A 25,007-nucleotide genomic window follows, 5' to 3' on the forward strand; every position below is an offset into this window, starting at 1 on the left:
CGCCATTACTGGCGTAGCGGCGAACAGGCCCTCCCCCCCCCCGCGGGGCAACGGGCGAACAACATCCCTCATCCGGAGGCATCATGGCGTCAACGACAGGCGCTCTCATACTGGCAGCGGGCAAAGGCACCCGCATGCATTCCGACAAGCCGAAGGTCTTGCAGACTATCCTTGGCGAACCGATGCTTCGCTTCGTCATGGATGCACTGGCCCCCGTTTTCGGCGACCGGGTCTGGACGGTGGTCGGCCATCGGGCCGACATGATATACGCGGCATTCGCAGGCGAAGACGCGCGCTTCGTGGTGCAGGAACAGCAGCTTGGCACGGGCCACGCCCTGCAGATGGCTTGGGAGTCGCTGCGCGCAGCCGGTCTCGACCGCGTCGTGGTCGTCAACGGCGACACGCCGCTGCTTGCCACCGAGACCATCGACTTCTTCCTCAAGGAAAGCGCCGAGGCGGACATCGCCTTCATGACGCTCACCCTGCCCGACCCGGGTGCCTATGGTCGAGTGGTGCGCCACAACGGCCACGTCGCTGCCATCGTCGAGGCCAAGGATTACGACGAGGCCCTCTACGGCCCCGAACCCAGTGAGATCAACACCGGCATCTACGCCCTCAGGCTCGACGCCGTCGAATCGCTCCTGCCGCGTCTCACCAACGCCAACCGCAGTGGCGAATACTACATCACGGACCTTGTGGGACTGGCTGTGGCAGAGCGCATGAACGTGCTCGGCATCCAGTGCGGTGAAGACCCCAACCTGCTTGGCGTGAACAACCCTGCCGAACTCATCCGTTCCGAGGCGTTGCTCCGCACCCGCCTCGTCATCGGACACATCGAGGGAGGCGTACTCATCCACGCCCCCGAGACGGTACGCATCAGCCCCCGCGCCACCATCGAACCCGGTGCGGAGATATACGGCCCATGTGAAATCTACGGCACCAGCCGCATCGCCCGCGGTGCCGTGGTGCATTCGCACTGCTGGCTGCGCAATGCCGAGGTGGAATCAGGCAGCGAGGTCAAGTCGTTCAGCCACCTTGAAGGCGCCACGGTGGGAAAGGGTTGCAGCGTGGGCCCCTTCGCACGGCTTCGGCCCGGTGCCGTCCTTGACGAAGAGGCGCGCGTGGGCAACTTCGTGGAGATGAAGAAGGCACGTCTGCACAAGGGTGCCAAGGCCGGACACCTCACCTACCTCGGCGATGCCGACGTGGGGGCGGGAGCCAACATCGGCGCAGGGACCATCACCTGCAACTATGACGGAAAGAACAAGCATCGCACGGTGATAGGCGCAGGCGCCTTCATCGGCAGCAATACGGCACTGGTTGCCCCGGTCACGGTGGGCGACGGCAGTCTCGTGGGGGCCGGGTCGGTCATCACCAAGGACGTTCCCGAAGCCAGCCTCGCCATTGCCAGAGGCCGCCAGACCAACCTTCCGCGCAAGCCCAAAGCTTGATTTCGCGCCCTGAAAGGGCTAGGGAATACTCATGGAACTGCTAGACCTGCTAGAAAACCGCGTCACGTCGCTTCTTGCGCAGCTCGAATCCCTGCGCGAGGAAAACCGCACCCTCCGAGAAGAGGTTGACAATGGCCTTGCGGCGTTGGCCGAAGAGAATCGTACCCTCAAGGAAGCCCTTGAGCAGGAACGCAGCGTCAAGGATGCCGTCCTCGGACGCATCGACTCGTTGCTGACAACGCTCAAGGACAAAACTGGCGACGCCTAGGGCGCGCCAGCGGGTCCGAATGCGCAGCTTCAACCTCACCGTTCTGGGGCTAGAGGTCTCCTTCAAGGCGGAGGCCGACCCCAAGCGCGTTGAAAGCGCCAAGGCCCTTGTTGAAGAACGGTTCGACAGGCTCAAGTTTCATGGAAGACAGCTGAGCAAGGAGAAGCTGCTGACCTTTCTGGTTCTGGGACTGGCCGACGACCTGTTGCAAGCTAACCGGCGCAACGACGAGACGCGCGAGCGCATCGCCGCTGTGCTGGCCAAGATAGAAGAATTGGCGTGATTCCCGTCGCGCCTTGGCATCAGTACCCCTGGAGTGTGCGTGATAGATATGCCATCGCTGACCTCACAAGCTTGAAATAGGGCATCGGTACGGTGGACCGGTGTGCACGCCCGGCATGACCGGGTAGCCTGAAGGCCCGCCCGAGAAGCCCCCCTGGTCAACACCAGGTCCTGCTTTGGTATGTCACACGGCTCTCCGGGGCCACTGGCCCCTTCGCCGCAGGTCACGACGCCCGACAGCATCCGCGTTTGCATATGAGTGCGCGGAGCGGCCCGGAGCGACGCGGCAGCACCTTGCCTGAATCCCGTCTTCCGTCTTCGGGGTACGGTCGGCATATTGCCGGTCGACTTCAACCGGACGCACGTCCGACACCATAACGGGAGTTCGAGGTATGGGGCTCATGATTTTCGCATATATCGCCATCGGCGCGGTGCTTGGCGCAGGTACGGGTTACCTGCTGCACAGGTATGTCAGCGCAAAGCGCATCGGTGACGCCAACGAACTGGCAAAGCGCATCGTCGAAGAGGCCCGCAAGGAGGCCCAGGCCCAGAAGAAGGAGATACTCCTTCAGGGGCAGGACGAGATATTCAACCAGAAGCGCGAGCTGGAGAACGAGTTCAAGGAACGCGAACGCGAGCTCAAGGCCCGCGACCGCAAACTCGAAGAGCAGGGCGAACGTCTTGAGGAGAAGCTCGAAAAGGCCACCCAGAAGGAACATGAGGTGCTGGCCATAGAAAAGGAGCTCACCCGCAAGGAGCGTCGTCTCGCCACGCTCGAAGAGGAACTCGAAGGCAAGATCGCCGAACAGGACCACCGCCTCGAAGAAGTCTCCGGCCTCACCGCCGAAGAGGCACGGGCGCGCATCATGGAGGAGGTCGAGGCCCGTACACGCCACGAATCCGCCAAGATGATACGCGTCATCGAGATGGAAGCCCGCGAGACCGCAGACCGCAAGGCCAAGGAAATCCTCGCCAGTGCCATCCAGCGCTACGCGGGCGACTACGTCGGTGAACAGACCGTCACCGCCGTGACCCTGCCCAGCGAGGACATGAAGGGCCGCATCATCGGTCGCGAAGGGCGCAACATCCGCGCGCTGGAAGCCGCCACCGGGGTCGACCTCATCATCGACGACACCCCCGAGACGGTCATCCTCTCCGCATACAGCCCCCTGCGCCGTCAGGTCGCCAAGATGGCCCTCGAACGCCTCATCCAGGACGGACGCATCCACCCTGCCCGCATCGAGGACATCGTCCGCAAATGTGAGCAGGAACTCGAAGTGCAGGTTCGCGAAGTCGGCGAACAGGCCACCTTCGACGCGGGTGTGCACGGCATCCACCCCGATATCATCAAGCTGCTCGGCCAGTTGCGCTACCGCACAAGCTTCTCGCAGAACGTCCTGCAACACTCCCTCGAAGTGTCAGCCCTGTGCGGCATGATGGCCGCCGAACTTGGCATGGACATCAAGAAGGCCAAGCGCGCAGGTCTGCTGCATGACATCGGCAAGGCCGTCGACCATGAGGTCGAAGGTCCGCACGCCCTCATCGGCGCCGACATCGCCAAGAAGTACGGCGAAGGCAAGGACATCATCCACGCCATCGCCGCGCACCATGAGGACCAGCCCCCCAAGACCGCGCTGGCGGTTCTGGTCCAGGCCGCCGACTCCATCTCCGGAGCGCGTCCCGGGGCCCGCAAGGAACTGCTCGAGAACTACGTGAAGCGTCTCGAAGACCTCGAGAACATCGCCACGGGCTTCGAAGGCGTCTCCAAGGTCTACGCCATTCAGGCGGGCCGCGAGATACGGGTCATGGTCAACTCCGAGAACGTCGACGACGACCAGACCTACATGCTCTGCAAGGACATCGCCGCCAAGATAGAGAAGAACCTCACCTACCCCGGCCAGATACGCGTCACGGTCATCCGCGAACGCAGGGCCGTGGGGTACGCCAAGTAACGGCCGTCCCTGAGAATGCGCGACAAGAGCCCGGCCATCAGGCCGGGCTCTTTCCATAACGAAGCCCCAACAGCCCCCGACGGCAGACGGATAGCCCATGCAGGACATGCTGTACGCCCTTGACATCTTCGGTACGTTCGCCTTCGCCGTGGCAGGGGCGCTGAAGGCAGCACGCCACGAACTCGACGCACTGGGCGTCCTTGTGCTGGCTACGGTCACAGGAGTGGGCGGAGGCATGGTACGCGACATGATGCTCGCCTACGGCCCTCCGGCGGTGTTCCACAACGACGCCTACCTGCTGGTGTGCCTCGCCGGGGGACTGCTGGTGTTCTTCTTCGCGCGCGGTGTCGCGGCACGGCGCAACCTCGTGCGTTATGCCGACGCGGTGGGGCTTGGCGTCTTCACCGCCATCGGTGGTGCGAAGGCCATGGCCTTCGGCCTCGGCGGACTCCCCGTGGTCTTTCTCGCCGTGCTCACCGCCACGGGCGGCGGCGTCATCCGTGATGTGCTCGTGGGAGAAGTGCCCGCCGTGTTGCGCACGGATTTCTATGCCACGGCGTCCATCCTCGGCGCAGTGGCGCTGCTTGGGCTGGCAGCACTGGGCAGACCCCCTCTGGAACAACTCGCCGGAAGCGCCGCTGTCACGACCGGGCTGCGACTCATGGCCATATGGCTGCGCATGAGGCTTCCGCGCATCCCGCGCGTCGATGACGACGACTGACCGGCACCACACGCCGCTGCCTCCCCAAACGGGGACGACGCGCGGCGCATTCCAGACACCACCGTCCCATTCCAGCCCTCTCCCCCGCCACCATCACCCCGCCGGGGCACATGGGGGCAGCCTCCGATGTCACCAGTGCAGACAACCCGACCCGCGCGAGGCCCGACGACTGGCACCATTTCCGGTGAGTCTGGGGTCACCGCAGTATCCTGTGGGCCGGGGCACCTCCTCCACTCGCCACCCTGCACGCACCTCCGACACACGGCTTTCATCGCACGGCATTCGGACATACACCGGCGTCGCGCACAGCGCCGCGTACGCCACCGTTTTTCATGCAACGGACACAGCTTGCAGCGTCCCTACTACGTCCCTTGCCCCCCCGCCACCTCGTCGACGCAGCATCACCGCACGTTCAGTGCCGGGCCATCACATGCCGGGGTACGCGGTGGGCATTCACGCCAGCAGCCGCACAACATGCCGTCCGGTTTCATCTTCCTGTGGCGATGCCCGCCCCACCGTGGTAGAAGGTCCTAAATCATCCATGGAGTCTTACGCATGGAACATATCGCCATCATAGGCGGTGGTGGCACTGCCGCCGCCCTCGCCCACGACCTCGTGCTGCGGGGCTTCGCCGTCAGTCTCTTCGAACGTGGGGAGTTCTTCTCCGGGGCCACCGGCAGGCATCATGGCCTGCTGCACAGCGGAGGCCGCTATGCCGTCAACGACAAGGAAGCGGCCCGCGAGTGCATCGAAGAGAACAGGTTGCTGCGGACCCTCGTACCCGAAGCCATCGAACAGAACGGCGGACTCTTCGTCGCCATGGACGACGAAGACATGGACTACCTTCCCGTGTTCGTCGAAAGCTGCGCCGAATGCGGTATCCCCACTCGCCAGATGAGCGGGGACGCCGCCCGTGAGCTTGAACCGGCCCTCTCCGCATCCGTACGTGCCGCCGTGCAGGTGCCGGACGCCACCTTCGATGCATGGCGGCTTCCGCTGCCCTTCCTCGCCACGGCGCGCGCCAACGGGGCACAGACCCATCATTTCACCGAAGTCGTCGGCGTCCATACCCGTGCCGGGGCCGTGCACGGGCTGCGGGTACGCGACATCCGACTCGGCACGGAACGCGATGTGGCAGCTGATGTCGTCATCAACGCCGCAGGGGCATGGGCCGGGAACATCGCGGCACTGGCAGGCATCGAAGTCCCCATCCAGCCGGGGCCGGGTGTTCTGGTCGCCATCGAGGGCCGTGTCACGGAGATGGTCATCAACCGACTGCGCCGCCCCGGTGAAGGCGACATCATCGTGCCGCAGCGCATCCTCTCGGTGCTTGGCACGTCGCTATGGCTTGCGGACGCCCCCGACCGGCTGTCCATCCCCGAGGAACACGTACAGCGCATGGTCGACAACTGTTCGCACATGGTACCAGCCTGTGCCGACAGGCCCAGACGCTCTGCATGGAGTGCCGCGCGTCCGCTCATCCGCGACCCCGGTGCCTCCCGACTGCAGGACATCAGCCGCACCTTCGACTGCTACGACCACGGCAAACGCGACGGCGTACGCGGGTTCTTCTCCATCATCGGGGGGAAGGCCATGACCCTGCGCGCCATGGCGGAGAAGACCGCCGACGTCATCTGCGCCAGTCTCGGCCTCGATGCCGGAGCGCATCCATGCCGCACGCGTACCACGCCCCTCCTGCCCTACAGGGCCTTCTACAGGAGTTGACATGCCCGACACCCCGGTAACCTTCAAGGTCTTCCGTTGCGCCCCCGGTGGCGAAGCCTCACGTTTCGACACCTTCGAGGTCGCCGTCCCCGGTCACGCCTCCGTGCTTGACGCACTAGACGCCATCCGCGTGGATATCGACCCCACGCTCGTCTACCGCCACTCATGCCACCACTCCAGTTGCGGGACATGTGCCATGCGCATCAACGGGCGCGACCGTCTTGCCTGCATAACCCCGGCCCACGAAGCCGCAGCGGAGTCGTCCGTGCAAGGCACGGTCACGCTGGAACCCTTGCGGGGCCTCCCCCTGCAAGGCGACCTCATGGTGGACATGCGCGCCTTCTATAGGCACTTCGACGAGCACTGGAGCACCCTGCGTCCTTCAGAAGGACGGGCACAGGCTGCCTTGCCCGCCGGAATCGAGCGGTTCACGCGTCTTGAGAACTGCATCGAATGTGGTTGCTGTGTCTCGGCCTGCCCTGTCACCGGCACAGAGACCGGCGACGGAACGTCTTTCGCCGGGCCTGCCGTACTCGCCGCCGTGCGCAGGGAAATGGGGCGCGGGCCGGATGTGCCCGAGGGACTGGCGGCCCTTGCCTTCGGCCCCCATGGTGAACAGCACTGCCAGCGGCATCTCGCCTGCAGCAGGGCCTGTCCCAACGGCGTCTATCCCGCACGCGCCATCATGGACTTGCGGCGCATGCGGGAACGCAAGGAATGACGTAAAAGAGGAGGAGAGAAGCCGGACTGCCATCCCGAAAGGGGACCGCATGGGCCGCAACGTGTCGCTGCTGCCTCGCGCCAAGGAGGGGCGCAGCGAGGATGTATCCGGCCCGACTGTCGATGCGCTGTGTCGGCAACGCCAGCCCCAAGCGGCCCATGCTCTGGGGTTTCACGTGTCGTACACGAAGGCCGACAGCGTTGCGGCAAGCGCGCCTTGCGTCACCCTTTTTCCACAAGGTGGTCCCGCAGCCGTAACGGCAAACCCTGCCGCTGGGCGAACGCCCTCACTTCCGCAGCGCTGTGCAGACCAAGCTTCGCCATGAAGTTGGCACGGTGCTTTTCCACCGTCTTTTCGCTCACCACCAGAAGGTCTGCAATCTCCCGGTTACGGAATCCTTCGGCCACGTAATGCAACACTTCGCGCTCACGCGGGGTGAGTGCCTCCCACCCGCCGGTCCGCCTGTCTTCAAGGGCCCACCCCTGTCTGCACCGTGTGGCCAGTCGCCCCGCCACCGAAGGACTCACGAAAAAACCACCTGCGAGGACACTGCGCACTGCGAAGCGCACCTCTTCGTGGTCCGCCTCCTTGAGCAACAGACCATCCGCCCCTGCCGCGACAGCAGGGTCGAGGCAGTCGCCGCCATGCCCGCACAGGATGAGTACACGTTCGCCCCCCCCGCGGGCCCTGATGAGGCGGGCGAGAAGGACACCATCCTTCTCCGGCAGGCAACAGTCGAGCAGCAGAAGGTCAGGGCGCGCCCTGTCACACACAGTGAGGACGCCACCCCCGCTGGACACCTCGGCAACCACGGACACCCCGTCCATCACGCCGAATAACGCCTTGAGCCCCTCGCGCACCAGCGGCTGCGCGTCCGCGACCAGAATCCTGCCTCCCGGTTCCACACTTTCCCCCGTTACGATGGACAATACGACCCATGCACCGTCTTGTACGGTGCGCCAACGCGCCGACATGAACGCCTGTCAGATATAGGTATCAACCTACCACAAAAATACTGTCTACGCCAACCATCATCTACTTACAGCGGCCCGTTTACATGGGTCCGCGATCCATGCTTGTAGATATAATAGGAAAAGCCCTCGTCGCGGGGCGATCAAACGCTGCCAGCTGCATTACAACCGATGGGAGGGTATCATGCGGCAGTCGATCACGAGCATCACACAGTCCATGGTCCTTGGCGCGCGTCAATCGAAGAAGATCGCAGAATGTATAGGAAAACCCTATCCGACCATGATGCGCGAGCTCAACCCCTTCGACCACAGTGCGAAACTAGGGGCAGAGACCTTGCTGGAAATCATGAAGGTGACACGCAACGTTGCCGCGCTCGAATACATGGCCCGCGAACTGGGGTACAAGGTGACCCCGTGCGAGGGTGACGGACAGTTGCGCCATTGCGACTGACCCGGTTGTCCGCCATGCCGCCTGTCTTCGCCGGGGGCTACGGCCTCCGGCGAAGACAGGTCTTGCAAACCCGGCCTTTTTGAAGCAACCTTGCGCCGTTCCAACGCCACCATGCAAGGGTCGCCTCATGTCGTCACCACGCATACTCATCGTCGAAGACAGCCCCTCTACGCTGCGCGAGTTGCGTCGCGCCCTCGAAACCGAACTGGGGTTCACCGTGCTGACTGCGGGCTCACTCGCCGAAGCGCGTAGTGTGCTCGATCATCACGGGCCCGACTTCTTTCTCGCCGTTCTCGACCTTGTGCTTCCCGACGCATCCGACGGCGAAATCGTGGCCGCCGTACGCGCCTATGACATCCCGGTGGTGGTCTTCACCTCGCAATTCGACGAAGCGACACGGCACTCCATCCTCGCGCAAGACGTCATCGACTATTTCATCAAGAACGAATGCGCCATCGGCGACCTTACGGCAGCCGTCTCGCGCCTGTGGCGCAACCGGAACACCCGGATTCTGGTGGTGGACGACTCGACCTCGATGCGCACGTTCCTGAAGGACGAACTGCGACGCTACATGTTTCAGGTCTTCGAGGCATCGAGCGGGGCCACGGCCTTGCGACTGCTCGAACGCAACCCTGACATCGCCGTGGTCATCACCGACTATCTCATGCCCGGCATGGACGGTCTTGAGCTCACGCGCCGCATCCGCAACCGTTGGGGACGCGAGACCGTAGCCGTCATCGGGGTCTCGGTGCAGTCCGAGATGCCCCTGACCGTGAGCTTCATCAAGAACGGGGCCAACGACTTTCTCACCAAGCCCTTCCACCGTGAAGAACTCTACTGCCGTACCGTGATGAACGTGGAGATGGTCGAACGCTCGCGCAGCCTCATCGAGCTCAACGACCTCAAGAACCGGTTCCTCGGCATGGCGGCCCATGACCTGCGCAACCCCATCAACGGCATCAGGGGCTTCACGCGGATGCTGCTCGACGGCATCCTCGGCCCGCTCAACACCGACCAGCGCGGCATCCTCTCCACGGTGCACGAGGCGAGCAATGACATGCTCCTCCTCGTCAACGACCTGCTCGACGTCACTGTCATCGAAAGCGGCACCCTCGAACTCGACATCGTACCCGGCCCCTTGCAGGAACTGGTGCGCGAGCGCATCTCGTTCGCGGTGCTGGCAGCCGGGGCCAAGAACATCCAGATCATCCAGAACATCGACGACATCGAAGGCTGCGCCTACGACAACCGGCGCATGGCACAGGTGTTCGACAACCTGCTGTCCAACGCCATCAAGTTCACTCCCGCCGACAGTGCCGTCCGGGTCGCACTGCACAGGGAGGGAGACAAGGCAGTCTTCAGCGTGTCCGACGAAGGGCCGGGCATCAAGGCCGAGGAACGCGAGTTGCTCTTCGAGTCGTTCCGCAAGCTTTCCGCACGGCCCACCGGCGGCGAATCGAGCACGGGCCTCGGGCTTACCATCGTCAACCGCATCGTCACCGCCCATGGCGGTTCGGTATGGGTGGACGACGCCCCCGCCTCCGGTGCCACCTTCCATGTCTCGCTTCCGCTGACGCCATCTCCCGCATGACGCACGACGCCCGTCGCATCACCATCGCACCGGACGACGCGGGTCGACGCCTCGATGCCGTTCTCGCGCCTCTGTGCCCCGGCATGGGACTGCGCGGCAGACGCAGGCTGTGCGACGAAGGGCTTGTTCTGGTGAATGGGCACCCCCGCCGCCCCGGACATCATGTGGCCACCGGTGACGAGGTCGTGCTGGTCGACGCCGCAGACGGCACGACCGGGCAAGGCAAGGCCGGGCCGAGTACGACCGGGCCGAGTACGACCGGGACAGATACGGCCGAAGCAGCCATGGCAGCCCGCACCTCGGCGGGCACGACATCGCCGGAGGGGACTGCGTGTGACGCAGAAGCCCTCCTACCCGCACCCGGCCCCGTTGCCGACCCGACAGGTCACCCGAAAGGCGAAGACCCGCTCGCCCCCCTTCGCCCCGGAGGAGAGGCCCACGCTGCGGGACTCCGCCTCATCCTCCCCCTTGACGGTGCGACAGACTCTCCTCCCCCCACGGGCGGGGTTCCCCGTCTGGTGGCCGTGTACAAGCCGGGGGGGCTGCACTCTGCCGCACTCGCGGGAGGGCGTGCGCCGAATGCCGAGAACCTGCTGCCAGCCCTGAAGCTTCTCAACAGGCTAGACGGCCCCACGTCCGGCATCCTCATGCTGGCGGGCGACACTGCGGGTGAACGTCAATGGCGGAAAGCGGAGGATGAGGGCGGAACACGCAAGACCTACCTTGCCGTCTGCACAGGGCGGCTTGAGAGGGGCACGGTCGTCCGCGCCGCGCTGGACACGGCACGCCGCACCGTGACGCGGGTCCGGCCCTGCGACACGGACGACAGGCTGCGCCACACCGAGGTCGTGCCGCTTGCCCACTTCAGGCTGGGCGACCTCGCGAACCTCATCACCGACGACACAGCAGGTGCACCGGCATGCGATGAGACCGTCACGCTGGTGTGCTGCCGCATCCGCAAGGGCGCACGCCACCAGATTCGTGCCCACATGGCTCACATCGGCCACCCCCTGCTGGGCGACGACGTGTATGCGGCCCCGGCATCGCCCCCTCCGGGGCGGATGCCCCTGTTCCTGCATCACAGCCGCATCACCCTGCCGGGATTCTCGGCGGCATGCCTTCCTTCATGGCTGGAATGCCTGCCCGACGCCGCAGCGGCTGCCGCCCGGCGCATCCTCCTCGACGACGAGAGGCCCTGACCCCGCTGCCGCATCAGGGCATGGCTGCCGCCAGACGCAACAGCACCCGCTCCAGTTCGCCCAGTTCGATGGGTTTGGGGATGTAGGCGCTCATGCCTGCCGCGAGAAAGCGCTCGCGGTCGCCCTCCATGGCGTGGGCCGTGAGCGCCACCACCGGCGGCAACGCACGCGCCTGTTCGCCGGCTTCGGCGCGAATGCGCGCGAGGGCCTCCAGTCCGTCCAGTTCGGGCATCTGGATGTCCATGAGTACGCAGTCGAAACGGCCCTCCCGCAGGGCTTCGACGGCTTCCAGCCCGTTGGTGACGCAGACGGCCTCATGTCCCAGATGATGCAGGCAACGGCTGAGGGTCATTCTGTTGACCGCCTCGTCCTCGGCGACAAGCACCTTGAGAGGGCGACGCAGCGCAGGGGTGCTGTCCATGACGTCGCAGGTCACCCCGCCACCGGAGGGAAGCCTGAACGGCAGGCAGACATGCACCGCCGTGCCCTCTCCCAGAGCGCTCTCGACGTTGAGCCCCCCGCCCATGAGATGCACGAGGCGGCGTACGATGCCAAGCCCGAGCCCCGTCCCCGAATATCTGCGCGTCGTCGAACCGTCGAGTTGCGTGAAAGGCTCGAAGATGGACATGAGCCGGTCGTGGGGAATCCCTATGCCGGTATCGGATACGGAGAACAACAGCCGCACGCTCTCTTCCGTACGCCTCACGGCGCACACCTCGACCCCCACAGTCCCCTCGTGCGTGAACTTCATGGCATTGCCGAGCAGATTGAAGAGTATCTGCCGCAGCCTGGTACCGTCTCCCCACACCTCGCAGGGCAGTTCGTCACAACGCCACCGCAGGCGAAGCCCCCTGATGCGCGCGTCCTGCGCGAACATGTCGTACACCTGCCGCACTGCCTCTTCAGGTGAAAAGCGGTCGTGCCGCAATTCCATGCGTCCGGCTTCGATGCGCGACAGGTCGAGGATGTCGCTGAGAACCCGCAGAAGCGTGCGCCCCGAATCGAGGGCGATGTGCACAAGTTCGTTCTGGTCACGGTCGAGGTCGCCCGCCTCCAGCAACTGGAGCATCCCCAGCATGCCGTTCAACGGTGTCCGCAGTTCGTGACTCATGTTGGCAAGGAACTCGCTCTTGGCCCTGTTGGCCGATTCCGCATGCTCCTTGGCGAGTGACAGCCTGTGCAACGAGCGACGACGTTCGAGGTGTTCGAGCATCCCGCGCATGAGCAGGTCGAGTTGTTTGATGTCGGCACGGGTGAAGGGAGTAGGCTTGTCGAGCAATACGGCCACAGCCCCAAGTCTGCCGTCGAGCCTGACCGGGACGGCAAGATGCCGGGCGTGCGGCCCGTGCCTGCCATGGGTGAGTTCACTGGCCAACGGCCCCATGCCTGCCGCCGCCCGGGTCATCAAGTCGTCCAGACGGGCCCGGTCGGGTTCCGCGACATGTCCGGCATCGGGCTGGGGCGGCACGCGTCGCGGCCCTGCGATGCCCTCGGGCTCATCCGGGCCCCTGCCACCTGCCGCGCCCCCATCGGTATCATCCCCCCCGGCACCGCCATGCGCCACGGAGGCCCATTGCCAGCCTTCCGTCCCGAAGAGCGGGTCCCCATGGTCCACGATATGCCTGATGACCCGCGTTTCGGGGTCATGGAGCACCACGCGGCCCACCCGTGCCCCCGTCAGCTGCATACTTTGCGTCAACGCATACCGCGCGACCACCTCCTCCGGCTCCTTCATGCGGAAGATGCGCTGCAACGCCGCCATACGCCGGGCATTGCTGCGTCGCTCCTCGCGCCCGCGCACCCGGTCGGTCACGTCATGGAACATGCAGGCGAACTGGCGTTCGGCAGGCCGATAGGCCGACACCTTGAAATACTTGCCAAGATCACGGTTGAACGCCTCGAACGTCACAGGAACCCCCGTGAGGGCCACCTGACCGTAGCGCTGCAACCACTCGCTCTCCAATCCCGGCAGTACATCCCGCGCCGTGCGCCCCACCATCTCGGACGCCAGCAACCCGGTCATACGTTCGAAGGCCGGATTGACGGCCAGAAAACGATAGTCGACGGGTACTCCGGCCCCGTCGCAGATGATCTCATGCAGTGCGAACGCACTCAGCATGCCGTTGAACAGGGCACGGTAGTCCTCGGTTGCCCTGCGCATGGCCGACACGTCGCGGCCTATGCACAATACCGTGGCGTCCCCTCCATCAGGGGCGGGCTCGGGAACGATACGCCACTCGAAGAACCGGCGCCCCTGCCGCGTGCGCTCTTCCAACTCCGCCCGCTGCACCTCACCGGAGGACATCGCCAGCTGGACTCTCTCCCGCAGTTCACGCAGCATCGCAGGCTGCTGCCCAAGTGGCTGCCCCGTCACGTGACCAGAGGGCAGTCGCTTGCTGCGCACGAAACGACGCAACGCCGGGTTCGCAAAGAGCAGCCGTCCACGCGCATCGAAGCGCACCACGATGTCCGGAATGTTCTCCACCAGCGTGCGGTATCCGCGCTCGCTGGTTACGAGTGCCGCCCCGGTCTCCTGCGCGGCCGTGATGTCCTCGGATATGGCGATGACATCGCCAAGGGGCAGTCTGCAGAAGATGCACCGCCAGAATCGTCCCCCACCGGCTGCGCCATGTCGCAGGGCCGGAATCTCGAGGGTTCCCCCTTCCGCATGGACCCGGCGCAGGGCCTCCCCGAAGGGGGATTCCACAAGCCATGGCAGCAGCGAACCGAGCAAATCGGGGGATTCGGGCAAGTCGGGCGAACCGTCATCGCCATTGCGGGGCACATTCTCGAGATAGGCCTTTGCAAGGGGATTCATGTCGATAAGGCGTGATGCCCCCACATCACGTGCGACGCGCCACACGAAGACCATGACGGGTATGCGCTCGAAGACGCTTCGATAGAGTGCCCCGGTACGCCGCAGTTGTTCCACCTGCGAATCGTGCAACACCCTCTCGCGACGAAGGGTCCGGATGGTGCTCTCGGCCTGTACCATCCGGGCACGGTGTTGCTTGTCCTTACGTCGCGCCATGCCACCTCCCTGCCGGAGTCTGCGCGTACGAAGTGCTGCCCTCAGGTACGGCGCACTCATCGATGAGGCGAAGCCGCCATCTCGGCCATCTGTGACCATACCTACCTCAAAGCATCCCGCAATGATATTGCGCCCCCGCGTGATGTGCATTTTTATCTTGAAAACAAAAATCAATTTCAATATACACGAGTCACGCCCTTTCCACACCGGGCACAGCAAGGACAGGATGACGATGCAGAAGAACGACCGAACCACCCCATGCCCCACCCTCTGCCGGTGTACACCGCCGTCGCCCCGCTGACGGGACGGCGGCATGAAAACACCCAGGAGTGCAGACCATGCCCAAAGCCCTCATCGTCTACGGTTCCACCACAGGCAACACGGAATACACCGCCGAAACCATCGCACGTGAACTTGCCGATGCAGGGTACGAAGTCGATAGCCGGGACGCGGCCTCTGTCGAGGCTGGCGGTCTCTTCGAAGGCTTCGACCTCGTCCTTCTCGGATGCTCGACGTGGGGTGACGACTCCATCGAACTGCAGGACGACTTCATTCCCCTTTTCGACTCCCTCGAAGAGACGGGGGCGCAGGGCCGCAAGGTGGCCTGCTTCGGCTGCGGCGACAGTTCCTACGAGTACTTCTGCGGGGCTGTCGACGCCATCGAAGAGAAGCTCAAGAACCTCGGTGCCGAAATCGTTCAGGACGGTCTTCGCATCGATGGCGACCCCCGCGCCGCCCGGGACGACATCGTCGGCTGGGCGCATGACGTGAGGGGCGCCATCTAGTCACACGCGGGCGACCTCACCTCCCCGGCCATATCTTACAACCGGGTCGTGACGCATGACGGCCCTCGCTGCATACAGTCTGCAAAGGAGTATCACCATGACCACCGCCAGTTCCATATCCTCACTGCACGAAGCACGCAGGGCCTTCGGCCGGGGCATACGCTCCGCCCTCCTTTCGGGGGGGCGTCGCCCAGATGCGCCTGCCGGACATGCGGTAGAGGAAAAGGTGCACGCCGCAAGAGAGGAAGCGCACCAGAGGACGGACGACCATGCGTGATTGCCTGCCCTTCTTCGCCGCTGTCATCGCCCTTGAAATCCTCGTGACATCGCTGATGCTGGGATGATGCCCGTCTGATACCCGCCTGGTACTCGCCTGATACTAGGCTGATGCTAGCTGATGCCGGGAGGATGCGGGGCTGACGCACTCGCTACGCTCGCGACGGGAACGTCCCCGGTGCAGCGTGTCCTCAAAAGGGTCGGGGGAGAACGGATCGTTCCGGACAAGCCGCGGACATCTCGCGGTCTAGGCCCCTTGCTGTACAGCTGAGCCGCGGGCGGCATACCTCGGCCAGCATCGCCGAAGAGACACAAGCGCCGTTCTGGTCGTTTCTTGCGGTTCCTTCACCAGAAGGGTCCGCCTCCCTGACCGCACTCGCCTCCAGACGGAAAGCCCCCTGTACCGTAGTGGTACAGGGGGCTTCCTACTGAACGTATCGTTCGCGCTATGCCGCCGCAATCAGCCCCGCCGCCGCATCCGCGACCGGACGAGGTCGACGGCGATGGGCAACACCGAAACCACGATGATGGCATAGATGAGCACACTGAAGTTGCGCTGCACGAAAGGCGTGTTGCCGAGGAAATAGCCGGCGGAGACCAGCGAGGTCACCCACAGGATGCCGCCGCTGATGTTGAACATGAAGAATCGCGTAGGGCACATGGTGGCGACACCGGCGACAAAGGGCGCGAAGGTGCGCACGATGGGGATGAATCGCGCCAGCACGATGGCCTTGCCCCCATGTCGTTCATAGAAGTCATGTGCCCGTTGCAGGTGCTGTTTGTTGAGAAAACGTGTCTCCCGCTCGAAGATGGCGGGCCCCACATGACGGCCTATCTCATAGTTCACGGCATCGCCGCCGACGGCGGCAGCCAGCAGCACGCCCATGAGCGTGGGGTAATCGAGATGCCCTGCCCCGGCGATGGTCCCCGCCGCGAAAAGCAGCGAATCACCGGGAAGGAACGGAGTGACCACCAGCCCCGTCTCGCAGAAGACGATGCAGAACAGGATGGCATAGGTCAGCGTCCCATACTCTCCGACCAGTTGAAACAGGTACTTGTCGACGTGAAGCAGCAGGTCTATCAGATGCGTCAGCATTTCCATCGGGTTTCCTCCTGCGGGTGTCCGCGCCCCTCTCTATCCCAAGCCCTTTGGCCGCACAAGCGTATCGGACGTCGCCGCGCATCCCCCGCGGCACGACGTCGTGACCTGCCCGTTGCAACGCCATGGCATGAGGCACGGGTGCACCTGTGCTTCCGCTGCCGCACCGGCCTCGCCAGACCGCCAGTCCAGACATCCGGATGCCTGTCGCCGCCCCGTCGCCGGACTTCCTGCCGGACCGCCCGCGAACGTTCACCCTGCTGGACTGTCGGGACTCTGAAAAAAGTCACACTATGCAACCGCCGGATATGCTCCCGCAACATCGCCCTCTGTCTGGCACACCAGATTATCAGAGCGCTACATCATTTGGTGCTTGCCATTTCATCCGTTGCCCCCTACAGTACCACCTGTAACGAATAGAGGGGCTTCCGGGTGGATGCCCTGCCACGTCGCCACAAGAGGCCAGACCATGAGAACGCAACACGACACCGCAACCTGCCGCACCGCTCGTCCGGTCGACGTGGCGTGTGTTTCGTCAGCGTCCTCTTCCGTCGGCATCTCCCTGTCGTGCAAGGCCCCCTGCGGGGCCTTTTTCGTTTTCCGTTCGTTTACCTTCGGCTATTGGTATCGTTCCATCACCTAGGGACACGAGCGGACTTACCCCGTCGCAGGCATTCAGGGCCGGGACACCGCAAGTGTCCCGGCCCTTTCGCATGTTCCGGGGGGCACGCCCCACGACGTCAGGCAATCACCCGGCAGCCACCACCGCACCGGAGGAGCACAACGCATGTACACAGCTTCAGTCCTACTGGCCTTTCTTCCCGTGGTCGCCATCTTCCTGCTGTTGCTCGTGTATCGCGTCGCAGCGGATACGGCGGGCTACATCGGCTGGGGTGTCGCCGCCCTCGTGGCCATCTTCTGGTTCGACACACCCGTGCAGGTCGTCCTGCTGGCAAGCGCGGCCGGGCTTGTGGCCTCGCTGCCCATCACGCTGGTCATGGGTGCGAGCATCCTGCAGATTTCCGTGATGCAGGAGACGGGCGCGGTGGCGCGCGTCGTGGCGCTCATGAAGAGCATCGCCCCCGGCCAGCAGGCCGTTCAGATCATGCTCATCAACGTGGGCTTCGGCATCCTGCTGACGTCACTGGGAGCGGTGACGGTGTCGATCCTGCCGCCCATCATGCTGGCGCTGGGCTATTCCACCATGACGGCCATCCTGCTGCCCGCCATCGGGTACGACGCCCTGTGCACCTATGCCCTGCTCGGCATTCCCGCCGTGGTGTACGCCAACTTCGTAGGCCAGCCGGTCAACGAGGTCGGCGGCTACTTCGCGCGGTACATGCCCGTCATCTCGACCTGCATCGCACTGGGCATGCTCCAGCTCACCGGGGGCATGAAGATGGTGCGCAAGGGCCTTGTCCCCGCACTTGTGGCAGGCCTCACGGCGGGCTTCACGGCCATATTCATGGCCCGCCTCGGGCTGGTCACCATCACGGGCATCGCAGCGGGCCTTGCGGTCATCGCCGTGCTGATGCTGTACATCCGCCTCACGGGCAAGCCCCTCCGCGACAGGAACCTGCTTGCCGAGAACGACCTCGCGGCGGAACGCCACCTGTCACTGGCGGCGGCCTGTTCACCGTGGATTCTGCTGACCGTGGTCTCGCTCGTGCTCAATGCGCCCTTCCTGCCGTTCTTCGACTTCACCTTCAAACAGCTCTCCATGCCCGTGGAGATCATCCCGCGCTCGCCCGAGAGGATTCGCCTCTTCTGGCAGGCGTACTTCTGGGTCATCGTGTGCACCTTCGCCGCGCTGCCCTTCCTCAAGGCCACGAAGGCGCAGGTGACCTCGGCCCTCGGCAAGGCTGGCAAACGCGCCCTGCGACCCATGATGTCCGCCTCGGTGTTCTTCGCCATCGCCTACGTCATGAACCATTCGGGCAAGACGCCTGACTGGGTGCTGGCCGACAAGCTGCACAACATGGTCTACCTCATGGCAGATGCCTCGGCGGCGACATTCGGCAAGTTCTATCCGCTGGTGGCCCCCTACCTCGGGCTTCTGGGCGGCTTCATCAGCGGTTCCGAATCGTCGTCCATCGCCATGCTCACCAAACTGCACCTCTCCACTTCGGAGTCCATCGGGGCCTCGGGTCTGCTGGTCGCAGCGGCCAGCGGCATCGGTGGCGGACTCGCCAGCGTGATATCACCCGCCAAACTGCAGAACGCAGCGGCGAGCATCGACCGCATCCGTGACGCGGCACAGGCCATTCGCCCGGCCTTCGTCATCGCCATGCTCATCACGGGTGTCTGTTCGGTGATGACCATGTTCTGGGCCTATTAGCGACCGACAACAGGAACCCCGCGTCTGACGCGGGGTTCCACTGATCAAAGGCCGGTGCATGACGCCCCGGCCCGAAAGACATGCCATGTCCTGTCACCGTTCCTGGCCACGCACACCAGTGATGCCCTGCCCGCGTCCCCGTCCGGCATCAGCGCACGACACGGTCGGCGCAACTGGTGCCCACGAGAAACGCGGCGGCGTCCACATACGCGCCGATGGCGGCGACGACGGGTTCCGGTGCATCCCTGAACTCGAGCCCGCACACGATGCGCCCGCCCTCACCCGCCACATTGCGGACAACGGCCCCCACTTCCACGGGCTGCTCGCCACCGGGCAACCTGAAGGAGCACTGGACCTCCGTTCCCGCAGCAAGAGTGGGGAGCCCCTCCTCCTCGAAATAGGCGACCTTGCATCCACCACGCGACACATCGAGCAGGTAGCCTGCCATGTTGCCCGCCTCGTGGCGGAGCAATGCCGGAACGGAGCAGTTGACCCACGCATCCTTGCGAAGGCTCACCGCTTCGACCGATTCGGGATGACGCAGGAAGAGCAGCCGGTGCGGCACCGCGACGGATGTCTCGATGGTGGTTTCGCAACCGTGCACTTCACCGGTGCAATGGAGGTAGCGCAGGACGACGGGCTTGTCCGGGTAGAGGTGGTCCTTGAGCGCGAGGTTCGACGGCATCTTCACGATGAGATAACGGCCCGCATCCCAGCCGACAAAGACCGACATGAAGCGGTCGCCCACACCTTTCGGTTCCACCACCACACGGTCACCGACACGGGCATCGAACACACGGACATGCACACCGGGTCTGCCTTGATTCATGAGGTCTCCCTTCCTCCGCAGCCACGTCCTGCACACGGCAGCCAGTCCGCCGGGTACCGATACGGGGGCTCGTGTTACGCACGGCACAGATGCCACACTACACGACCAGCATACATGAGTGTTGCCGTGTCGGGCAACACACGACCAACAGACGAAGGGAGTACACACGCTGCCGATGGCAGTCGGCCGCATATCTCCGTGCCGATGCCCACGCAGTGCCATGTCATGGGCCCAAGCCTCGCCGCAGTGGTCACTAGGTACGCACACTGGGGAGGCGTTTAGTTTGGCACAAGGCGTGAGTTCGAGAGCGTCAGGTGTTTTGCCTTGACGCACAAAGGTTTACAATGAAGTCTTGTGCCAAATATCGCGCTACGCAAAATATGATGCGGATGTGAAAAAATGGAAGAAAAGCGCGCGCGGATTGGCACAGACCAACCCCACTTTAGAACGAAAACGGGCGGCCCTGTCGGGTCGCCCGTTTGTTTTATGTAGATGCTTCGTGCAAGCAGCAAAAAAGCTATCTAGAAAAAGGACTGCATTTTGCTGCGCAGGTGTGGCATTTGCGCTTCAGTTCAATTCTCTGCCAACCCACACCGCACGTCCAATAATGCGTATTCCATTGGAAAGGTCGCCTCGAGCGTCAATTTCCAGAGGTGGATACACGGCGTTATAGCTTGAAAGCACGATTTTTCCCGGCGCTGCATTCACCATCTTCAGATAGACCACATCCTCAACGCCAACAGCATAAACTTTGCCCGCGCGCGGGTCTCTCTGGCTCTGGTCGATGAGAACCACGTCGCCGTTCATTATATTGGGTTCCATACTATCGCCATCCACGCGCATCAGCACCATATGCGAAGGCTGCCCCTTGCGTAGCAAGAAGTCTGTGCGGAAGGCATAGCGACGCTCAATATTAGCCCCAGTCTCAAAGCTGCCATTGCCTGCACTCAAGCGGGCTTCGACCATAGGTAGCATCATGATTTCGCAGTCGTCACATTCGATGACGTGCGCCTTTCCGGCATGAGCCAAGGGGGGCGTCATTTCTTCCTGCGCAGACTCAGACTTTGTAACGACACGAGCTATGGGGTCGCCCGCCCGAAGCATTCCCACGCGGACGGGTTCCATTGCTACAGCTTCAGGCTGTCTTCCAAAGAAGAGCCAATCACTGCTGATTCCTGTTTTTTCAGCAAAAGACTGTATCCACACCGGGGGAACTTCCCCACGCTTGCGCGCACCGCTAACCGACTGCGGCGTTATGCCCAGTATTCTTGCTAAATCAGAATCGTTTTTAGCTCCAGAGGCGACCATCAGTCGTTCTAGAACGGCTTCAAACGATTTCGCTCTTTCCATGTTGAACTCCGAAATTAACAAACTAGAAGCGATAAGCTTTTTATTTATACAAATGCAAGACTTACATATTTAGTGCGCATTTTAAACTTAGAAATGAAATTTTTGGTTGAAACAATAAGCCTAAGACTGTAGAAGTGGCTTGCGGGCGGTAGAAAAACAACCGTGACAAGTTAACCTTATCTGCCCGTGCACACCCGGTCAACGTCCAGAGCGTTAGAGAGTCTGGACGGTGACCTCACAAATGAACGGACGGTAACGGTGAACACGGTGACGCTCTCCCTCTTTGACGACAGCGCGGCACGCCTTGCCGGGCTGAACGCCACCCTGAAGACAGCCATGCAACGCACTATTGCGGCAAGTGGGCTGTCACGGGAGCAGGTCCTTGACCGCATGAACACGCTAGCGAAACAGGCGGGGGTGAAGCTCACCACGGGCAACGCCCACCAGCTTTCGCTGGCGACGCTCGACAAATGGCTGAACCCGGCTGACCGCGAGCACCTGCCTTCCGTTCTGGCTCTCCATGTCTTCTGCCTTGCCGTGAACAACGTGCAGCCCTTGGCGCAACTGCTGGGGCTGCACGGTTGCGGCGTGATGACAGCCGAAGACAGACGGCTGCGCGACTACGGGCAGGTCTGCTGGGAATCAAAGCGGCGGCGCAAGGCCGCCCGTCAACTGGAACTGGAGCTTGAACATGGACTTTCGCACGGGCGCAGGTAAGCAGCGCCAGACATTCCGCATCCTTGAGTGGCTACACCGTAAGGGCATCAAGCAAGGCTCCATCGCGGCAGAACTGGGTATCAGTTGCACGCTGGTTTCTGACACCATTCGCGGCCGCCGAAACAACAGGCGCGTTCTCCGCGTCCTTGTGGAGCGAGGCTGCCCCGTCACGTTCTTGAGCTTGCCTTCTGACATGGCATCCCGCCACGCCGCATAAGGTCAAAGGAACTGACGATGGCAAAGACGCCTGACGCATACACCACGCAAGAGTTGGTGCCGCTGCTGGGTATACAAACCCGTGCTGTTCAGATTCGCGCCAAGCGAGAAGGCTGGGCCTCTCGCCCCCGCAAGGGGCGTGGCGGCGGCAACGAGTGGCTTGTGGCGTCCATGCCCCGCGCAACCCGCGAGGCCATCGCAGACGGCCTTCTGCGCACATCGGCCCCCGCATCGCTTCCCGCGACTTCGGCCCCTGCCGAGACCCGCCCGGCCCTGCCGCCCATCGACCCGGCAGACCCTCGCCGGGGCATCGTGGCCCGCATGGCGTCGCTTTCGGGCTACACCCAGCGCCAGCGCGAAGTGGCCTTCGCCCGGCTGGCCTTCATCCGCGAGATTGAGCGTCTTTCGGTGCTCACCGGCGTGGAGGCCGCCATCAACAAACTGGTGCAGGACGCTGGCGACGGCGCGCTGCCCCCGCATCTGATGGACTTGGTGCGGGCAGCCAACGACCGTTACGGCGACGGCGGCAAGCGCGGCCTGTCGCGGCGCAGACTGTATGCGTGGCGGGCGGGCTACTTGGCCATGGGTGAAGAGGCACTGGTGCCCAAGCACGCCACGCCCGACCTCTCTGTGCCACCGTGGGCGGACGCCTTCATGACCCTGTTCCAGCGGCCGCAGAAGCCGTCCATCGCACGGGCGCACCGTGACCTGTGCAAGGCTTACGCGACCGGTGAATTGGGTGAACTAGCGGGACCGCCGCCCTCCATCCACGCCGTGCGGCGGTGGGTGGCCAAGGTGGCGCGGCCCGACCTTGAGCGTGGACGCAAGACCGGCAACGCGCTGCTCAAGATGCAGCCGCACCAGCGGCGGTCTACGGCGCACATGCTGCCGGGCGACTGCTACACGGCGGACGGCACCACCTTCGACGCCGAGATACGCGACCCGTACAACGGCAAGCCGATGAAGCCCGAAATCACGCTGGTTCTGGACGTGGCCACGCGCCGTTGCGTGGGCGTGTCACTGAACTACGCGGAGAACGCACAGGGGGTGCTCGACGCCCTGCGCATGGCCTGCCTGTATGGCGGCGTGCCCGCCATGTTCTATTCGGACAACGGCCCCGGCTACGACAACCGCCTGCTGAACGCCCCCGGCACGGGGATGCTGGCGCGCCTTGGCATAGAGCGGCGTGCCTCCATTCCCGGCAGACCGCAGGGCAAGGGCCTGATGGAACGCGCGGTGAAGACCATCTGCGAACCCGTGGCGAAGGCCATGCCCACATGCTCGCACCGCGACATGGACGGCGACGCGGCCAAGAAGGTCTACAAGATTACCCGCGCCGACCTGAAACGCGGCGGGCGTTCGCCGCTGCTGCCCACGTGGGAGCAGTTCAAGACGGCCATGCTTGAGCGCATCGTCGAGTACAACACCACTCCGCACCGGTCGTTGCCCGTCATCACCGACGAGAACGGCCGACGCCGCCACATGTCGCCGGATGATGCGTGGAAGTACCACGAGGACAACGGCTGGCGGCCCGTGAGCGTACCGGCGGACATTTCCCATGAGGAGTTCATGCCCGCAGAACGCCGCATCGTGCGCACCGGCGAAGTGCGCTTCGGCGGTGGCGTGTACTTCTCGCACGACCTTGCCCCGTACCACGGCGACGCGGTGATGGTGCGTTACGACGTGTGGGACGCCTCGCGTGTCTATGTGTGGACGATGGATGGCCGCCGCATCTGCGAGGCCGTTCTGGACGCCAACAGCACGCCATACTTCCAGCAGAGCCAGATAGATGCGGCCCGTGAAAAGCGCGAGCAGGCGCAGTTGAAGCGCCTTGAACGCAAGGCGGCCGCCATCGCCCCCGGTTCATTCCTCACCGTGGCCACCGGCCGCACCCGTGAAACCCCGCTCATGGCCGACAGTCTCGCGCCCCGCGACCAGCTTCCGGCGCAAGAGACAGCCGCCGCCCCCGTCACCGTGGACGTGACCCCCCTTCGCCCCCAGACCACCGAACCGGAACGCCGCCCCTGCTTCGCGCACGCGCATGAGCGTTACGAATGGCTGATGCACCACAAGGACCGCTGGCTGGACAAGGACGAACCTTGGCTGCGCCGCCATGTGGACACCATCGACTACGCCGACAACCACGAACGCTACGTGCATGAAGGCATCGCATGGCCGGGCTGGAAGGCCGAAACCGACAGCGAAAAGGATTAGGAGACGCCATGTTAAAGCAATTCGTCAGAACGGAGAACTACACGCGCTTCACGGCGGGCATTCAGGCCGTGGAACAGCGGGGCGCGGCCGAGGCGGGCATGATGCTCGTCCACGGTGCGCCGGGCTTCGGCAAAAGCCACATCGTCTACCATTGGGCCATAGAGGCCGGGGCCGTGTTCCTGCGGGCCAACGTGGACTGGACGCCCAAGTACTTCCTCGTGGAACTGGCCAAGGAACTGCGCATCGACCCGCGCGGCACGGCGCAGCAACTGTTCGGCCGCCTGCTTGAGCATGTGGTGGAGACACAGGCCCCGCTGGTCATCGACGAGGCCGAGTTCACCCTGCACCAGAACGCCGCCGTGCTGGAGAAGATACGCGACCTTTCCGACCGCGCCGAAGTGACCGTGGTGCTCATAGGCATGGAGCGCATCCAGCAGAACATCGCCCGCCACAAGCAAATCAACAGCCGCATCGCACAGGTGGTGGAGTTCAAGCCCGCCACGCTGTCCGACGTGACCCATGCCTGCGCGCAACTGGCAGAGGTGCGGCTGACGCCCGAACTGGTGGGCGAAGTGCACCGCCTCTCCGGCGGCAGGATGCGCGAGGTGCTGAACATCATCGCCGCCATAGAGCGCGTGGCGAAGGTGAACGAACTGACCGAAGTGGGCATGGCCGATGTGTCCGGGGTGCCCCTGTCCTATGACTGGCAGGCCCACACCCCGCGCATGGTCGCCACGGGCAGGCAGACGGGGCGTGCATCCCGCGCCACGGCACAGGTGGCAGGGGGGCGTTAGTCATGGCGTGGTACGGCAATGCCATT

The 25,007-nt window shown here is 63.8% G+C and carries 21 protein-coding genes and 1 other RNA gene; 16 read left to right on the forward strand and 6 right to left on the reverse strand.

Going from position 1 to position 25,007, the window contains the following annotated elements; genetic code table 11:
* Nucleotides 1-83: 83 nt before the first annotated feature.
* The 8 genes from glmU to DVU_RS12520 all read left to right on the forward strand — a co-directional run bounded on the left by glmU (nt 84) and on the right by DVU_RS12520 (nt 7,120).
* Nucleotides 84-1,451, forward strand: a complete 1,368-nt coding sequence (gene glmU, locus DVU_RS12485) for a bifunctional UDP-N-acetylglucosamine diphosphorylase/glucosamine-1-phosphate N-acetyltransferase GlmU (protein ID WP_010939937.1) — start codon at nt 84-86, stop codon at nt 1,449-1,451.
* A gap of 31 nt (nt 1,452-1,482) precedes the next feature.
* Nucleotides 1,483-1,719 (forward strand): cell division protein ZapB, encoded by a 237-nt coding sequence (locus tag DVU_RS12490; protein ID WP_010939938.1) that lies wholly within the window; start codon nt 1,483-1,485, stop codon nt 1,717-1,719.
* A 19-nt stretch (nt 1,720-1,738) separates the two neighbouring features.
* Nucleotides 1,739-2,002, forward strand: coding sequence for a cell division protein ZapA (gene zapA / locus DVU_RS12495; RefSeq protein WP_010939939.1), 264 nt, complete (start codon nt 1,739-1,741; stop codon nt 2,000-2,002).
* Between the two features lie 22 nt (nt 2,003-2,024).
* Nucleotides 2,025-2,208, forward strand: a non-coding RNA gene (ssrS, locus tag DVU_RS12500) — 6S RNA.
* Between the two features lie 185 nt (nt 2,209-2,393).
* Nucleotides 2,394-3,953, forward strand: coding sequence for a ribonuclease Y (gene rny, locus DVU_RS12505; protein ID WP_010939940.1), 1,560 nt, complete (start codon nt 2,394-2,396; stop codon nt 3,951-3,953).
* A 97-nt stretch (nt 3,954-4,050) separates the two neighbouring features.
* Nucleotides 4,051-4,674 (forward strand): trimeric intracellular cation channel family protein, encoded by a 624-nt coding sequence (locus tag DVU_RS12510; protein ID WP_010939941.1) that lies wholly within the window; start codon nt 4,051-4,053, stop codon nt 4,672-4,674.
* Between the two features lie 555 nt (nt 4,675-5,229).
* Nucleotides 5,230-6,399, forward strand: coding sequence for an FAD-dependent oxidoreductase (locus DVU_RS12515; RefSeq protein WP_010939942.1), 1,170 nt, complete (start codon nt 5,230-5,232; stop codon nt 6,397-6,399).
* A 1-nt stretch (nt 6,400) separates the two neighbouring features.
* The gene (locus DVU_RS12520; RefSeq protein WP_010939943.1) at nt 6,401-7,120 is read left to right on the forward strand and encodes a succinate dehydrogenase/fumarate reductase iron-sulfur subunit; all 720 of its coding nucleotides are present in this window, start codon (nt 6,401-6,403) and stop codon (nt 7,118-7,120) included.
* A 221-nt stretch (nt 7,121-7,341) separates the two neighbouring features.
* On the opposite strand, the gene DVU_RS12525 is transcribed toward DVU_RS12520, so the two are convergent.
* Complete coding sequence (locus DVU_RS12525) at nt 7,342-8,094, reverse strand: LuxR C-terminal-related transcriptional regulator (protein WP_014524547.1); 753 nt, start codon at nt 8,092-8,094, stop codon at nt 7,342-7,344.
* A 181-nt stretch (nt 8,095-8,275) separates the two neighbouring features.
* Between DVU_RS12525 and DVU_RS12530 the strand changes: the two genes are divergently transcribed.
* From DVU_RS12530 to DVU_RS12540, 3 genes are all read left to right on the forward strand, one after another.
* Nucleotides 8,276-8,542, forward strand: coding sequence for a phage regulatory CII family protein (locus DVU_RS12530; RefSeq protein ID WP_010939945.1), 267 nt, complete (start codon nt 8,276-8,278; stop codon nt 8,540-8,542).
* A gap of 127 nt (nt 8,543-8,669) precedes the next feature.
* Nucleotides 8,670-10,133 carry a hybrid sensor histidine kinase/response regulator gene (locus DVU_RS12535; RefSeq protein ID WP_010939946.1) on the forward strand — a complete coding sequence of 488 codons (1,464 nt, stop codon included), beginning with the start codon at nt 8,670-8,672 and terminating at the stop codon, nt 10,131-10,133.
* Nucleotides 10,130-11,332 carry a pseudouridine synthase gene (locus DVU_RS12540; RefSeq protein WP_010939947.1) on the forward strand — a complete coding sequence of 401 codons (1,203 nt, stop codon included), beginning with the start codon at nt 10,130-10,132 and terminating at the stop codon, nt 11,330-11,332. Before DVU_RS12535 ends, DVU_RS12540 begins: the two co-directional genes overlap by 4 nt.
* A 13-nt stretch (nt 11,333-11,345) precedes the next feature.
* On the opposite strand, the gene DVU_RS12545 is transcribed toward DVU_RS12540, so the two are convergent.
* Entirely contained in the window at nt 11,346-14,363 is a 3,018-nt protein-coding gene (locus DVU_RS12545; RefSeq protein WP_010939948.1) for an ATP-binding protein, read from the reverse strand.
* A gap of 338 nt (nt 14,364-14,701) precedes the next feature.
* Between DVU_RS12545 and DVU_RS12550 the strand changes: the two genes are divergently transcribed.
* Nucleotides 14,702-15,148, forward strand: coding sequence for a flavodoxin (locus tag DVU_RS12550; protein WP_010939949.1), 447 nt, complete (start codon nt 14,702-14,704; stop codon nt 15,146-15,148).
* A gap of 121 nt (nt 15,149-15,269) precedes the next feature.
* Here DVU_RS12550 and DVU_RS12555 read toward each other — a convergent pair whose 3' ends face one another.
* Together DVU_RS12555 and DVU_RS12560 are read right to left on the reverse strand one after the other, a co-directional pair.
* Nucleotides 15,270-15,452, reverse strand: a complete 183-nt coding sequence (locus DVU_RS12555; RefSeq protein ID WP_010939950.1) for a hypothetical protein — start codon at nt 15,450-15,452, stop codon at nt 15,270-15,272.
* A gap of 432 nt (nt 15,453-15,884) precedes the next feature.
* Nucleotides 15,885-16,526 carry a DedA family protein gene (locus DVU_RS12560; protein WP_010939951.1) on the reverse strand — a complete coding sequence of 214 codons (642 nt, stop codon included), beginning with the start codon at nt 16,524-16,526 and terminating at the stop codon, nt 15,885-15,887.
* Nucleotides 16,527-17,310: 784 nt separating this feature from the next.
* Here DVU_RS12560 and DVU_RS12565 point away from each other — a divergent pair.
* The gene (locus tag DVU_RS12565; protein ID WP_010939952.1) at nt 17,311-18,861 is read left to right on the forward strand and encodes an L-lactate permease; all 1,551 of its coding nucleotides are present in this window, start codon (nt 17,311-17,313) and stop codon (nt 18,859-18,861) included.
* Between the two features lie 148 nt (nt 18,862-19,009).
* On the opposite strand, the gene DVU_RS12570 is transcribed toward DVU_RS12565, so the two are convergent.
* On the reverse strand, nt 19,010-19,690 hold the full coding sequence (locus tag DVU_RS12570; RefSeq protein ID WP_011791700.1) for a flagellar brake protein: 681 nt from the start codon (nt 19,688-19,690) through the stop codon (nt 19,010-19,012).
* 567 nt (nt 19,691-20,257) lie between these two features.
* Nucleotides 20,258-21,040: a LexA family transcriptional regulator gene (locus DVU_RS12575; protein WP_010939955.1), complete on the reverse strand. Its 783-nt coding sequence runs from the start codon at nt 21,038-21,040 to the stop codon at nt 20,258-20,260.
* Between the two features lie 258 nt (nt 21,041-21,298).
* On the opposite strand from DVU_RS12575, the gene DVU_RS12580 reads away from it, so the two are divergent.
* From DVU_RS12580 to DVU_RS12590, 3 genes are all read left to right on the forward strand, one after another.
* Nucleotides 21,299-21,757: a hypothetical protein gene (locus DVU_RS12580; protein WP_014524550.1), complete on the forward strand. Its 459-nt coding sequence runs from the start codon at nt 21,299-21,301 to the stop codon at nt 21,755-21,757.
* A 234-nt stretch (nt 21,758-21,991) separates the two neighbouring features.
* Nucleotides 21,992-24,187 carry a Mu transposase C-terminal domain-containing protein gene (locus DVU_RS12585; protein ID WP_014524552.1) on the forward strand — a complete coding sequence of 732 codons (2,196 nt, stop codon included), beginning with the start codon at nt 21,992-21,994 and terminating at the stop codon, nt 24,185-24,187.
* Nucleotides 24,188-24,195: 8 nt separating this feature from the next.
* Nucleotides 24,196-24,981 (forward strand): AAA family ATPase, encoded by a 786-nt coding sequence (locus tag DVU_RS12590; RefSeq protein WP_010939958.1) that lies wholly within the window; start codon nt 24,196-24,198, stop codon nt 24,979-24,981.
* Nucleotides 24,982-25,007 lie beyond the last annotated feature (26 nt).

It is taken from the genome of Nitratidesulfovibrio vulgaris str. Hildenborough (assembly GCF_000195755.1).
Classification (GTDB): Bacteria; Desulfobacterota; Desulfovibrionia; order Desulfovibrionales; family Desulfovibrionaceae; genus Nitratidesulfovibrio; species Nitratidesulfovibrio vulgaris.

Bases quoted from the DNA above. Each gene is read 5' to 3' on its own strand.
- glmU (WP_010939937.1), top strand. From the start codon at position 84: ATGGCGTCAACGACAGGCGCTCTCATACTGGCAGCGGGCAAAGGCACC.
- DVU_RS12490 (WP_010939938.1), top strand. From the start codon at position 1,483: ATGGAACTGCTAGACCTGCTAGAAAACCGCGTCACGTCGCTTCTTGCG.
- zapA (WP_010939939.1), top strand. From the start codon at position 1,739: ATGCGCAGCTTCAACCTCACCGTTCTGGGGCTAGAGGTCTCCTTCAAG.
- rny (WP_010939940.1), top strand. From the start codon at position 2,394: ATGGGGCTCATGATTTTCGCATATATCGCCATCGGCGCGGTGCTTGGC.
- DVU_RS12510 (WP_010939941.1), top strand. From the start codon at position 4,051: ATGCAGGACATGCTGTACGCCCTTGACATCTTCGGTACGTTCGCCTTC.
- DVU_RS12515 (WP_010939942.1), top strand. From the start codon at position 5,230: ATGGAACATATCGCCATCATAGGCGGTGGTGGCACTGCCGCCGCCCTC.
- DVU_RS12520 (WP_010939943.1), top strand. From the start codon at position 6,401: ATGCCCGACACCCCGGTAACCTTCAAGGTCTTCCGTTGCGCCCCCGGT.
- DVU_RS12525 (WP_014524547.1), bottom strand. From the start codon at position 8,094: ATGTCGGCGCGTTGGCGCACCGTACAAGACGGTGCATGGGTCGTATTG.
- DVU_RS12530 (WP_010939945.1), top strand. From the start codon at position 8,276: ATGCGGCAGTCGATCACGAGCATCACACAGTCCATGGTCCTTGGCGCG.
- DVU_RS12535 (WP_010939946.1), top strand. From the start codon at position 8,670: ATGTCGTCACCACGCATACTCATCGTCGAAGACAGCCCCTCTACGCTG.
- DVU_RS12540 (WP_010939947.1), top strand. From the start codon at position 10,130: ATGACGCACGACGCCCGTCGCATCACCATCGCACCGGACGACGCGGGT.
- DVU_RS12545 (WP_010939948.1), bottom strand. From the start codon at position 14,363: ATGGCGCGACGTAAGGACAAGCAACACCGTGCCCGGATGGTACAGGCC.
- DVU_RS12550 (WP_010939949.1), top strand. From the start codon at position 14,702: ATGCCCAAAGCCCTCATCGTCTACGGTTCCACCACAGGCAACACGGAA.
- DVU_RS12555 (WP_010939950.1), bottom strand. From the start codon at position 15,452: ATGACAGCGGCGAAGAAGGGCAGGCAATCACGCATGGTCGTCCGTCCT.
- DVU_RS12560 (WP_010939951.1), bottom strand. From the start codon at position 16,526: ATGGAAATGCTGACGCATCTGATAGACCTGCTGCTTCACGTCGACAAG.
- DVU_RS12565 (WP_010939952.1), top strand. From the start codon at position 17,311: ATGTACACAGCTTCAGTCCTACTGGCCTTTCTTCCCGTGGTCGCCATC.
- DVU_RS12570 (WP_011791700.1), bottom strand. From the start codon at position 19,690: ATGAATCAAGGCAGACCCGGTGTGCATGTCCGTGTGTTCGATGCCCGT.
- DVU_RS12575 (WP_010939955.1), bottom strand. From the start codon at position 21,040: ATGGAAAGAGCGAAATCGTTTGAAGCCGTTCTAGAACGACTGATGGTC.
- DVU_RS12585 (WP_014524552.1), top strand. From the start codon at position 21,992: ATGGCAAAGACGCCTGACGCATACACCACGCAAGAGTTGGTGCCGCTG.
- DVU_RS12590 (WP_010939958.1), top strand. From the start codon at position 24,196: ATGTTAAAGCAATTCGTCAGAACGGAGAACTACACGCGCTTCACGGCG.